Annotated in this window: 11 protein-coding genes; 3 read left to right on the top strand and 8 right to left on the bottom strand. The window is 38.8% G+C overall.

The features are described from left to right. The gene (locus tag ABEG20_RS19785) at positions 1-1080 is read left to right on the top strand and encodes an acyltransferase family protein (protein ID WP_406824950.1); all 1080 of its coding nucleotides are present in this window, start codon (positions 1-3) and stop codon (positions 1078-1080) included. A gap of 729 nt (positions 1081-1809) precedes the next feature. Here ABEG20_RS19785 and infB read toward each other — a convergent pair. From infB to ABEG20_RS19765, 4 genes are all read right to left on the bottom strand, one after another. Next, positions 1810-4881, bottom strand: a complete 3072-nt coding sequence (gene infB, locus ABEG20_RS19780; RefSeq protein ID WP_406824949.1) for a translation initiation factor IF-2 — start codon at positions 4879-4881, stop codon at positions 1810-1812. Positions 4882-4941: 60 nt separating this feature from the next. Further along, on the bottom strand, positions 4942-6186 hold the full coding sequence (gene nusA, locus ABEG20_RS19775) for a transcription termination factor NusA (RefSeq protein WP_090503332.1): 1245 nt from the start codon (positions 6184-6186) through the stop codon (positions 4942-4944). A 1-nt stretch (position 6187) separates the two neighbouring features. After that, on the bottom strand, positions 6188-6652 hold the full coding sequence (rimP, locus tag ABEG20_RS19770; protein ID WP_406824948.1) for a ribosome assembly cofactor RimP: 465 nt from the start codon (positions 6650-6652) through the stop codon (positions 6188-6190). A gap of 121 nt (positions 6653-6773) precedes the next feature. Then, on the bottom strand, positions 6774-7121 hold the full coding sequence (locus ABEG20_RS19765; RefSeq protein ID WP_406824947.1) for a hypothetical protein: 348 nt from the start codon (positions 7119-7121) through the stop codon (positions 6774-6776). A gap of 101 nt (positions 7122-7222) precedes the next feature. Here ABEG20_RS19765 and ABEG20_RS19760 point away from each other — a divergent pair, with 101 nt between their 5' ends. After that, positions 7223-7567: a phage holin family protein gene (locus ABEG20_RS19760; protein ID WP_406824946.1), complete on the top strand. Its 345-nt coding sequence runs from the start codon at positions 7223-7225 to the stop codon at positions 7565-7567. A 66-nt stretch (positions 7568-7633) separates the two neighbouring features. Here the strand turns inward: ABEG20_RS19760 and ABEG20_RS19755 are convergent, their stop codons facing one another. The 4 genes from ABEG20_RS19755 to panC form a co-directional block, all read right to left on the bottom strand. Further along, the gene (locus ABEG20_RS19755) at positions 7634-8773 is read right to left on the bottom strand and encodes an acyl-CoA dehydrogenase (RefSeq protein ID WP_406824945.1); all 1140 of its coding nucleotides are present in this window, start codon (positions 8771-8773) and stop codon (positions 7634-7636) included. A 342-nt stretch (positions 8774-9115) separates the two neighbouring features. Further along, positions 9116-10096 (bottom strand): lysylphosphatidylglycerol synthase transmembrane domain-containing protein, encoded by a 981-nt coding sequence (locus ABEG20_RS19750; protein ID WP_406824944.1) that lies wholly within the window; start codon positions 10094-10096, stop codon positions 9116-9118. A gap of 4 nt (positions 10097-10100) precedes the next feature. Further along, positions 10101-10451 carry an aspartate 1-decarboxylase gene (panD, locus tag ABEG20_RS19745; RefSeq protein ID WP_205057665.1) on the bottom strand — a complete coding sequence of 117 codons (351 nt, stop codon included), beginning with the start codon at positions 10449-10451 and terminating at the stop codon, positions 10101-10103. 186 nt (positions 10452-10637) lie between these two features. Continuing rightward, positions 10638-11483, bottom strand: a complete 846-nt coding sequence (panC, locus tag ABEG20_RS19740; RefSeq protein ID WP_406824943.1) for a pantoate--beta-alanine ligase — start codon at positions 11481-11483, stop codon at positions 10638-10640. A gap of 149 nt (positions 11484-11632) precedes the next feature. Here panC and ABEG20_RS19735 point away from each other — a divergent pair, with 149 nt between their 5' ends. Then, on the top strand, positions 11633-12457 hold the full coding sequence (locus ABEG20_RS19735) for a glycogen/starch synthase (protein ID WP_406824942.1): 825 nt from the start codon (positions 11633-11635) through the stop codon (positions 12455-12457). The last annotated feature ends 16 nt before the right edge of the window (positions 12458-12473 follow it).

Here is a 12473-nt window from a genome sequence, read left to right as displayed (position 1 = left end):
TTGAGCACTTCTACTGTAAATTCCCCTAAAATAAATTACGCCTTCATTGATTCGTTGCGCTTCATATCCATGTTTGGAATTGTGATGGAGCACAGTTCTTTCTTTTTTGGTGCTAAATTTAATACACTAAACGAAAAAATAGTTCAAATTTTTAGCTTACAGGTTTTTAAGTTTGGGACAATAATTTTTTTCTTGTTGGCAGGTTTTTTAATCGGTGACAAATTTACAAAATACAGCACGAAAGAATATCTTCAAAGAAGGATTCAAAACACGCTAAAACCCTGGCTTTTTTGGGTAATAATTCTGCTCATTACCAATTACATCGATGTTATTGTAAAAAATCTCAGATATGGAGATAACCCGTTCCTTTCTATAAATATCCAGAATGTGTTATTAAGTATCGAAAATATTGTTTTTAATACAAGTTTTTGGTTTATACCCAATTTCCTTATATGTATAGCCATATTGCTAGTTTTCAGGAAATACTTATATTCTATAAAACTTGGCGTTGCACTTTTATTGTTATCACTTTTTTATTCTGTTAACCTTTATATTGATGTTATTCCTACTTCGCATACTACAGCCTTGTTTGGATTTATATTTTATTTATGGTTAGGTGTACAAATCAATAAATACTACGATCAGTTTAAATCCATTGTTGGCAAAACCTCAATGACTTTAATCTTTATATTATTAATTGTAGCCTTTTCAATGGCAAGTTTAGAGAGCTATTACCTGCTTAAATTATTACCTGCAGATCCTTTTAATACTTTAAGGATAACCAATATAATTTACTCGTTACTGAGCTTTGTTTTCTTATATAAACTTGGCTCCAAAATCCAGTTTAAACGATTTAACCCAAGCATATTCACCTTTGGGATATATCTGGTACATCAAATTTTAGTATTTAGATTAATGCCTTTAATTTTTAGGCCACTTCACATAAGCTTTGAAAATAAATCAGCCTATTATTTCTTAGGCGTTCAATTAATGACATTTCTTATTGTGTACACCGGTTCAATTCTGATTGTTTCGATGATTAACAAAATGCCGAAAGCCAAGTGGCTAATAGGAAGGTAAAAATGAAAAGATATTGGAATATGAAAGTAATCCGGATTAATCATGCCAACAAATAATAGAACTGTTTAGGCGAATGAAGTATTAAAACAAATAGGCTTATTTTTGGCCATCTTGCAAGTAATTCTCTCCATTGGTAATATCTTTCACCAGCCTGGCCTCCTAATACTATCGGATTACCTACAGGAAAGGTAATTATATCAATATACATAGATTGGTAATCGGCGGATTAGTACCGAAAACGGCTATATAAGTTTGTCCATGCATACCTAGATATATTCTACGCTCTGAAGACCTAACCAGATTCCCTTCAATAACCGATTTAATAGAACTTTTATCGCCTATAGCATGTCGAAATAAGCAGGACTGCTTACAGAAAGCGGAATAATAATGAGGTAAATTTTTCATTATCGCAACTAAATAAAGTTGCTGACCTATATGAAGTATCCATCCATGAAATTATCATACAATCGGATTTTAAAAAGAACAGCATAATTTCTTTCCAACAAAAACGGAATCAACGTTATTGATGCTATATGCTCTATTATTTATTCGTTAATCGAATCCATAGTGCCGCTGACCTTTCCATAATTATAAATATCATCTGCAAATACCGATATTTTTAAGATGCTAACTCAATATTATCCGATAATTTTAAGATTAAATATATTATGCATAAAAAAAGTGGCCTTTTTAGGATGCCACTTTTTAACTCTTTATTTTAAAAACTGATTACAATTTTCTGGCTACTTCAACCTGTTCGTAAGCTTCTACAATGTCGCCAACTTCAATATTATTAAAGTTTTGGATATTTAAACCACATTCGTAACCTTTAGACACTTCTTTAACATCATCTTTATAGCGTTTTAGAGATGCCAGTTCACCTGTGTATACTACAACACCATCCCTAACAATACGGATTTTGCTGTTACGGGTAATCTTACCATCCAATACCATACAACCTGCAATGGTACCCACTTTAGTGATTTTGAATGTTTCACGGATCTCAACGTTTGCCACAATTTTCTCTTCAAATTCCGGATCCAACATACCTTCCATTGCCGATTTAATCTCGTTGATAGCATCGTAAATGATAGAATATAAACGGATATCAATCTGCTCAGCTTCTGCCAGTTTACGTGCACCTGTTGATGGACGAACCTGGAAACCGATAATAATTGCATCTGAAGCCGAGGCCAACAATACATCAGATTCTGAAATCTGACCAACACCTTTACTAATGATATTGATCTGGATTTGTTCTGTAGATAGTTTCAGTAATGAATCTGACAATGCTTCGATAGAACCATCCACATCACCTTTAACAATGATATTAAGTTCTTTAAAGTTACCGATGGCCAAACGACGGCCAATCTCATCCAAAGTAATGTGCTTCTGTGTACGTAAGCCCTGCTCACGTTGTAATTGCATCCGTTTGTTTGCAATATCACGTGCTTCGGTTTCACTTTCTAAAGCATTAAATCGATCACCTGCTGTAGGCGCACCCTGCATACCCAAAACCTGTACAGGCTGTGATGGACCTGCAGATTCTACTTTAGCACCACGCTCATTGGTCAATGCCTTTACACGTCCGCTATAGCTACCCGCTAAGATTGGATCTCCGACTTTTAAGGTACCACCCTGAACCAATACTGTAGTTACAATACCACGTCCTTTATCTAATGCCGATTCAATTACCGTACCTGTAGCACGTTTATTCGGATTGGCTTTCAGTTCTAATAATTCTGCTTCTAATAATACCTTATCTAAAAGCAAATCAACATTTAAGCCGCTTTTGCTTGAGATTTCCTGTGACTGGTATTTACCACCCCAATCTTCAACCAGGATATTCATTACAGACAACTGCTCACGTACTTTATCTGCATTGGCACCTGGTTTATCTACTTTAGTGAAAGCAAATACCAATGGTACACCTGCTGCCTGTGCATGGTTAATGGCCTCTTTTGTTTGAGGCATCACGGCATCATCCGCTGCAATAACAATAATGGCAATATCGGCTGCCTTGGCACCACGAGCACGCATCGCCGTAAAGGCTTCGTGACCTGGAGTATCCAAGAAAGTTACTTTTTTACCTGAAGGCGTAGTTACCATGTAAGCACCAATGTGCTGGGTAATACCACCGGCCTCACCAGCTACCACATTTGCTTTACGGATATAATCCAGCAAAGAGGTTTTACCGTGATCGACGTGTCCCATAATAGTCACCACCGGAGCTCTTTCAATTAAATCAGCCTCGTTATCTTCTTCCTCGATTACATTGTCTTCTTCTTCATCTGGTTTTACGAATTGAATTTCGTAACCAAACTCATCAGCAACGATGGTTAAGGTTTCAGCATCTAAACGTTGATTAATGGAAACAAACATACCAAGGCTCATACAGGTACCAATAATTTTGGTAACCGGTACATCCATCATGTTCGCTAACTCATTGGCTGTAACAAATTCTGTTACTTTTAATATTTTCGATTGCGATTCAAGCTCATTTGCGGCTTCTTCTGCATTAAATGCTACATCATCACGTTTCTGACGACGCAATTTAGCACGCTGTGCAAATTTACCCGATTTACCTGCACCACTTAAACGGGCAAGTGTTGCTTTAATCTGATCTTGAATTTCCTTTTCAGTAGGTTCTTCTTTAGGTCCGCTTGGTGTAGCATTTCTATTTTGGAAACCTGGCCTGTTATTGTTATTTCTATTTCCCTGATAAGGAGTTCCACCTTGTCCGGCTGGTCTGTTACCTTGATATGGTGTACCACCGCCCGGCCTGTTGCCTTGGTAAGGCTGACGAGGCTGACCTGGTGCACCACCCTGACCTGCAGGGTTATGCTGACCTTGCTGACCCTGACCACCTTGTTGGCCTGGTTGACCAGGAGCTCCCGGGGTCTTCTTGCGTTTACGCTTACGTTTAGCAGCTTCACTATCGCTAGATGATGCTACCGGACCGTTTCTTCTATCCGGTGTTGTTGGTAAAACAATTTTACCAATAATATTCGGACCAGTTAATTTAACCGTACGTGCTTTAATTACCTCAGGTTCGTTGCTTACCGGCTTAGTTTCAACTGGTTTCTCTTCGGCCTTAGGCTGTTCAACTGGTTTTACAGGTTCAGGTGCTTTAACAACTGGTGTTTCTGCTACTGGTGCTGGTGCAACAGGCGTTTCTTCCTTTTTAACCTCAACTGGTTTTTCTTCCACTTTAGGCTGTTCAACCGGTTTTACAGGCGCTGGTGCTTTAACAACTGTTGGTTCTACAACAGGTGCTGGCGCAGCAGGAGTTTCTTCTTTTTTAGCTGGGCGCGTTTTTGGATTAAGATCATTTAAATCGATCTTGCCTACAATTTTAACTCCAGGTAATCCGGTTTCTTCAGCCTTATTCTCTTTTACTGGCTCTACTGCTGCCGCAGGTGCTGGTGTTGGAGCTTCTACCTTAGGTGTTTCTACAGCCTTTGGTTTTTCTACCGGAGGGTTAAATGATTGAGTATTTTTAATTAAAATCTCCTCATTCTTTTCAAAATCCGCATTTTTCTTCGGCGCTTCTACTGGCTTTTCAGTTTCAGGCTCGTCGCGACGTATTTTACCAATCACTATTTGTTTGGCTTCTTCTCTTACGATCTTATCTCCCTGATACTCTTTTAATAAGGCATTATACATCTCACCCGTAAGTTTAAACATAGGGCTTTTCTCGGCAGAGAATCCCTTTTTGTTTAAAAACTCAACGGCCGTACCCATGCCTATATTAAGTTCTTTAATAGCTTTAATTAAAATGATTGGTTTGTCGTCTGACATTTAGCTCCTGTTATTTTTTATAATAATACAAAAGTAGTGTTTATTTGGCAATTACACCACTTATTCAAATTCTGACTGTAAAATCTGAACCACTTCCTTAATGGTCTCTTCTTCTAAGTCGGTGCGTTTTACCAAATCTTCTACTGTAAGTGCTAAAACACTCTTAGCAGTATCGCACCCGATAGCCTTTAATTCATCAATGATCCAGCTATCAATCTCATCTGAGAATTCTTCTAAATCCACATCCTCGTCGCTTTCTTCACCTGCTTCACGGTACACATCAATTTCGTAACCAGTTAATTTACCAGCCAGTTTAATGTTATGTCCGCCACGTCCAATAGCTAATGAAACCTGATCTGGTTTTAAATAAACCGATGCATGTTTAGTTTCATCATCCAATTTAATAGATGTGATTTTAGCCGGGCTCAAAGCACGGGTAATGTATAATGAAATATTATTGGTGAAGTTAATCACATCAATATTTTCGTTTTTCAACTCCCGAACGATTCCGTGAATACGTGATCCTTTCATACCCACACAAGCTCCAACAGGATCGATACGGTCATCATATGATTCAACCGCAACTTTAGCACGCTCTCCCGGTTCACGAACAATTTTCTTAATGGTAATTAAACCGTCGAAAATTTCCGGCACTTCCTGTTCAAACAGGCGTTGCAAAAATTCTGGTGCCGTTCTCGAAATAATAATCTTCGGATTAGCATTGATCATTTCTACTTTAGAGATTACTGCTCTTACAGAATCACCCTTTTTGAAATAATCAGCAGGAATCTGCTCGGTTTTAGGCATTAGCAGTTCGTTACCTTCATCATCTAAAACCAAAGTCTCTTTCTTCCAAACCTGATAAACCTCGCCGGTTACAATTTCACCAACACGATCTTTATATTTTTTGAAAATTTCATCCTTCTCTAATTCCAATACTTTAGAAACAAGTGTTTGGCGTGCGGCTAAAATCGCTCTGCGACCGAAACTTTCTAAGGTAATCTGCTCAATATAATCGTCACCAACTTCCAAAGTCGGATCAAGTTTGTGTACATCAGCAAGTTCAATCTCTAAATCATCATCCTCAGAAAATCCATCCTCCATCACTTTTCTCGTTCTCCAGATCTCCAAATCCCCATTATCAGGATTCACAATCACATCACAGTTTTCGTCTGTTCCGTATTTTTTACGCAACATGCTACGAAAAACTTCTTCCAGCACACTGATCACTGTTGGGCGATCTATATTTTTGAAATCTTTAAACTCTTGAAAAGAGTCGATCAAATTAATTGTTGTAGTACTCATTTTACTTAAATGAAATTAACACACTTGTTTCTAATATATCATTAAACGGAACATCTGTCTGAATTGCTACCGCTTTTTTCCCTTTTTCTTTAACCGATTCTTCAATCAGCAGATTGCTTTCTGTAACCGCCAGCAGTTTTCCTTCTTTTTTTAATCCTTCTTTCAGCTTAATACTTACCGTACGGCCAACATTTTTATTGTACTGACGGATTAATTTTAAAGGCTCACCAACACCTGGCGAAGAAACTTCTAAATTATAAGCCTGTTCTATTGCATTTTCCTCTTCCAGATGAAAACCAACATGCCTGCTTATGGCTACACAATCCTGTATGCTAATACCTTCGTCGCCATCAACATGAATAATCAACTTATTGTTTGGCAACATTTTCACCTCAACCAAAAACAGTTCTGGCCGATCTGCAATTTTTTCCTCTACGAGGGCTGCAACTCTCTTTTCTACCTGCATATTTTAACCTGATTTCATAGAAAAAGGGGACATTGTCCCCTTCTCTTTTCTTCGATTACGATGCAAATGTAGTAATTTTTTATAAAAAATCAAACACCTGCACTAATTATTATGCTGATTATTACCGTTTAAGTGTTTGTTGCTGTGCTTTCAAATTCTGCTTACCTTTCCCCATAATCAGATCGCCAACGGCTGCAAATTTCACCCCAATGTAACTTTCTACCAAATATTCTTTACCTTTTAGAAAAGGCAGATCGGGGCTAAATACAAGCGAATCGCCCAATACTTCCACCTTTCCGGGCACTTCCTGCTCATCCTGGATACTATCCAGATCGCCAGGCCTGATCAGCACCGAGATCATATTAATTGTATCTGTTTTTCGCTGATAAGCATTTTTAACCTGCAAGAGACTCGCCTCATCAATGTTTTTAATGATGATCGAAGTGCTATCTTCAGAAAACTTAATCACCGGTTTTTTGTTTCTATTCGAGCATGAAAACACGGATATGGAAACACAAAAGAGAACCGAATAGGCAAAATAGCGTTTAAACATTCACAAAAATAACAATTATGAGATTTATTATCGAAATCCTGCTAACAGGACTGGCGTTTTTTATAGGCGCAAAACTGGTGCCGGGTGTAAACATTGATGGCTTTGGAAACGCCATTATCGCTTCAGTGCTGATCGCACTTGCAAATGCAACAATCGGATTCATCCTGAGGCTATTAACTTTTCCGATCAATTTCCTAACCTTAGGATTGGTATCATTTATCATTACCGTTTTAATGATTTTACTGGTTGATAACATGATGACTTCATTTAACACTTCTGGTTTTATTGCTGCCGCATTTTTAGCGATAGTTGTCGCTCTGATCAAGGCGGTATTTAGTGCGGTTGCCGGAGAGAAGGATTAGTTCGGAGTCGTGAGTCTGTAGTCATGAGTCGAATTGGACTAAGGACTACAGACTTTTGACTAAAGACTAACGAATCACTTCCCTCGATATCACCATCTTCTGGATTTCGGAAGTGCCTTCATAAATCTGGGTAATTTTAGCATCACGCATTAAACGTTCTACATGGTATTCTTTAACGAAACCATAACCGCCGTGCACCTGTACAGCTTCTACAGTTACATCCATAGCCACTTTCGAAGCAAACAATTTTGCCATGGAGCCGGCCTGGGTATAAGGTAACCCCTGATCTTTTAGCCAGGCAGCCTTATAAACCAATAACCTGGCGGCTTCAATCTGTGTCGCCATATCAGCCAGTTTAAAAGCGATAGCCTGATGCTCAGCAATTGGCTTCCCGAAAGATTTACGTTCTTTGGCATACTGTGTAGCCAACTCAAAAGCACCTTGTGCAATACCCAAAGCCTGGGCTGCAATACCAATCCGGCCTCCTTCTAATGTTTTCATGGCAAACTTAAACCCAAAACCGTCTTCACCAATCCTGTTTTCTTTTGGCACTTTAACATCGTTAAACATTAACGAATGTGTATCAGAGCCACGGATGCCCAATTTATTTTCTTTTGGCCCAACGGTAAAACCCTCCATTCCTTTCTCTACGATAAAAGCGTTTATACCTTTATGCTTTAATTCTGGATGGGTTTGTGCAATCACCAGGTAAGTTGATGCGGTACTTCCGTTGGTGATCCAGTTTTTGGTACCGTTAAGCAAATAATAATCTCCTTTATCTTCTGCTGTTGTACGTTGTGAGGTGGCATCAGATCCTGCCTCCGGCTCTGACAAACAAAAGGCGCCAATCTTTTCTCCGGCTGCCAGTGGCTTTAAATATTTTTCCTTTTGCGCCTCACTCCCGTAAGCTTCTAACCCGTAACAAACCAATGAGTTGTTCACCGAAACCACCACAGATGCAGAGGCATCTATTTTAGAAAGCTCTTCCATTACCAGCACGTAAGAAATGGCATCAAGGCCGCTTCCATTATATTTTTCATTCACCATCATCCCCAGGAAACCAAGTTCTCCCAGTTTTTTTACCTGCTCGGCCGGAAATTTCTGGTGTTCATCTCTTTCAATTACACCAGGCTTTAATTCTTGCTGCGCAAAATCGCGGGCAGCCTGCTGAATCATTAATTGCTCTTCACTTAATTCAAAATGCATAACATTTATGTATAAAAGGTTAGTAAATCAAATGTAGCATTTCTGATTGAAATTACTATGGCTGCATAGTAATTTATTTTTGTTGTGTTGGTGCCTTCGTCATGCTGAACATGCTTCAGCAACTGTTTACTACAGCGCACCTGAAATAAATTACCTAAGATGAGCTCGCTTAAAGGCCTGGCTTACTGAGCAGATCCTTAAACTTGACAACAAAGCTTAAAGATATCTCCACTCCGCGTGCCCGGGAGACGATAATTCTATTGGAGTCTACCTATGATAGCGTAGCCGAAGTAGACTAAAAGAATATAGCGAACAACACATTAAACCGCCCAAGAAACAGCGTTATCTGAGTTCTTTCTTTGTTAAGATAAAGAACAAACTTAGACTCCCTAAAAGCAAGATCAGTAAAACCTGCGAGGAATGGATAATGGTTGAGTACGCTAAGCCATCTTTAAAAGATATACCATACAGTACCAATGACTGGGCAACCATCCAATGAAAAACACCAATACCGCCCTGAACAGGGGCGGCCATTGCGAAGCCTGAAAAAACAATGGCAGTAAATGCAGCATTAAAATGCAATTCGGAAGTAGCCTGTATCGAAGAAAAAGCAAAATAAACAGAAAGCAGGTAGAAAAACCAAATACCCAGGGTATAGGTTAAAAATAAGCCTTTCTGTTTTAGCTTACTGTACGAACCAAACCCCTGACGAAGGTTTACGAAAATACGCAAGAATTTTTTATTAAATTTTTGACGGAGAAAATAGACCACACTAACAGCGAGCAGCAGGAACACAACACCCAAGCCAACCAGCCACCAATAGTTAACCATACTTACTTTTTTAGCCAGATTGAGATAGATGGTTTGATAAAGAAAATCGGCTACAATCTCATATTGAAAAATGAGCATGGCCAAACTTGTTAGCAAAAGCATCACTACATCGAATAGCCGTTCGGTAATCACGGTTCCGATAGAAGCAAACATGGGCACCTTTGCGGCTTTATGAACAACGGAACAGCGACCAATTTCACCAAAGCGTGGCAAAGCAAGATTGGCCAGGTAGCCGATCATTACGGCATGGTACGCCTGCCAAAAGCTTACATTGTAATGGATAGAATGATACAACATCTGCCAGCGCAAAGCCCTTAATACGTGTGCAATTAAAACAGCAATGGCAGAAATAACAACCCAAAAGTAATTGGCCGTTTTAATTTCCTGCCAAATCTTTTCTAAATTCTGACCCCGAAAAGCTAAATACAACACCCCTATCCCTATTAAAAACAGGATGATAAACTTTAGCGCTGTTTTAAGGTCGAATGTCACAAGGTTATTTTAGCAAATGATTGTTATCGTCGGGAAAAACTAGTATTGGATTATATTTTTTAGCTTCTTCTATTGGCAATGAGCCGTATGACATGATGATCAGCACATCACCTAGTTGGGCTAAACGGGCTGTGGCACCATTTAAGCAGATGGTTCCGGTTCCACGCTCACCTTTAATTACATAGGTTTCGAAACGTGCCCCGTTATTATTATTTACAATCTGCACCTTTTCATTAGCAATAATGTTAGCCGCATCCATCAAATCCTCATCTATCGTAATACTGCCTACATAATTCAATTCGGCTTGTGTTACCCTAACACGGTGTATTTTCGATTTTAATATTGTGATAACCATTTGGCAAAGTTAGTAATCAGTTTGGAGTTTCACTAACGGAAGATGTAATATGGAAAACGGATGATGATTAATGGTTTAATGGCTGATGGTTAACACAACAGGCTATAAATCATGAACACATGTTTCACTCGTCGCCCATTTTACGTCAGCAACTTACATCATCCATCCCACCTCTTCCATCTTACATTATTTAATTATCATATTATCGATTAATCTCGTCGACCCTACTTTTGCAGCAACCAGGGCAACTAAGTTATTTTCGTCTTTTGATTTGGCTGGCTCAAGTGTACTGCCGTTTGCAATGGTAAAATAATCGAGTTCAACCCCTTCTATATCCTGATAGAATGCCTTTGCTTGATTGATCAATGTTTCAAGTGAATATTCATCAAAATGATCAATAACAAACTGCAGCGATTTGCTCAGCACAAGCGAATTTGCGCGTTCAGTGGCTGATAAATGAATATTCCGGCTGCTCATGGCTAAACCATCATCTTCGCGGATAATAGGACAGGTAATAATGGCAATGGGCAATTTAAAATAATTCAGCATATTTTTGATCATCAGTACCTGCTGAAAATCTTTCTGTCCAAACATCGCCACATCAGGCTCCACAGCATCAAACAGTTTTTTTACAATTTGCGTTACGCCCTGGTAATGGCCTTTCCTAAACTCGCCTTCCAGCAGAAATTCGGCCTTACCTAAATCAATATGCCAGGCCTCATCAGCACCCGTTGGGTACATTTCTTCAACATTGGGCATGAACACCGCGTTACAGCCGGCATCGGCCAGCATGGCCAGGTCATGCTCGATAGGGCGTGGGTATTTTTCCAGATCTTTAGGATCGGTAAACTGTGTAGGGTTTACGAAAATACTGCAGATAATAATATCGGCATTTTGCTGGGCCAGTTTTATCAACGAGATATGGCCGTTATGCAGAGCCCCCATAGTAGGCACTAATGCTATTTTTTTAGCTGATGCTTTTAATGGCTGTAAAAAAGCCTTAAGCGCTGCTTTAGTTTTAAATATTTCCAATTTGGACAATCTAAATTAAAGCCGTAAAGGTGTAAATTAATCTAAATGAAACCAAACAAATGCTTGCTATATTGATAAATAGTATTATTATGCTTACCTTTGCAGCTCATTATCTTTTATTTAACTTAATATTTTCTTAAAATATGGAGATGGCAAAAACGAAGCTGCTGATTGTTACACACGAGATGTCGCCTTTCCTCGAGCTTACTAAAATTTCTGAAATTACGCGCCAATTGCCACAGGCTATGCAAGAGAAAGGATTCGAAATCCGCATCTTGATGCCAAAATTCGGCAATATCAACGAAAGAAGAAATCGCTTACACGAAGTAATACGCTTATCGGGAATGAACATCATTATTGATGACAACGATAATCCTTTAATCATTAAAGTAGCCTCCATCCCAGCTGCACGCATGCAGGTTTATTTCTTAGACAACGAAGAATATTTTCAACGCAAACAGGTATTTAGAGATGCCAGCGGAAAATTCTTTGATGACAACGATGAACGCACGATTTTCTTCTGCAAAGGTGCATTAGAAACGGTTAAAAAGTTAGGTTGGGCACCAGATATCGTTCACTGCCATGGCTGGATGAGTGCTTTGGTACCTGCTTACATTAAAACGACTTACAAAAACGATCCTACCTTTAAGAATTCCAAAGTAGTATATTCTGCTTATGAGGATGGCTTTACAGAGAAATTGAATGCCAATTTTGCTGCCAAGGCAGTAATGGCCAATATGACGGAAGATGATACCAAAGCATTTTTACCATCTGATTGCGACAGTATGCACATCGGCGCTATAACGCACTCAGACGCAGTGGTTTTAGGAGATGAAAACCTGAGCAAAGATGTGTTAAAATTTGTTAAAGATTCCAATAAGCCAACATTAGCTTTTAACTTAACCGAGAATTTTGAAAACTTCTATAATTTTTATGAAGAAATTTCAAATGATGAATTGGTTTCAGTAGCTTAATCAGGTATTATTATTT

The sequence above is a fragment of the Pedobacter sp. KACC 23697 genome, from assembly GCF_045348445.1.
GTDB lineage: Bacteria > Bacteroidota > Bacteroidia > Sphingobacteriales > Sphingobacteriaceae > Pedobacter.
The sequence above is the reverse complement of the archived record's forward strand: the minus strand, read 5'-3'. Positions and strand labels throughout refer to the sequence as shown.

Coding starts and splice junctions, on each gene's coding strand:
- infB (WP_406824949.1), bottom strand. CDS start 4,881: ATGTCAGACGACAAACCAATCATTTTAATTAAAGCTATTAAAGAACTT.
- nusA (WP_090503332.1), bottom strand. CDS start 6,186: ATGAGTACTACAACAATTAATTTGATCGACTCTTTTCAAGAGTTTAAA.
- rimP (WP_406824948.1), bottom strand. CDS start 6,652: ATGCAGGTAGAAAAGAGAGTTGCAGCCCTCGTAGAGGAAAAAATTGCA.
- ABEG20_RS19760 (WP_406824946.1), top strand. CDS start 7,223: ATGAGATTTATTATCGAAATCCTGCTAACAGGACTGGCGTTTTTTATA.
- ABEG20_RS19755 (WP_406824945.1), bottom strand. CDS start 8,773: ATGCATTTTGAATTAAGTGAAGAGCAATTAATGATTCAGCAGGCTGCC.
- panD (WP_205057665.1), bottom strand. CDS start 10,451: ATGGTTATCACAATATTAAAATCGAAAATACACCGTGTTAGGGTAACA.
- ABEG20_RS19735 (WP_406824942.1), top strand. CDS start 11,633: ATGGCAAAAACGAAGCTGCTGATTGTTACACACGAGATGTCGCCTTTC.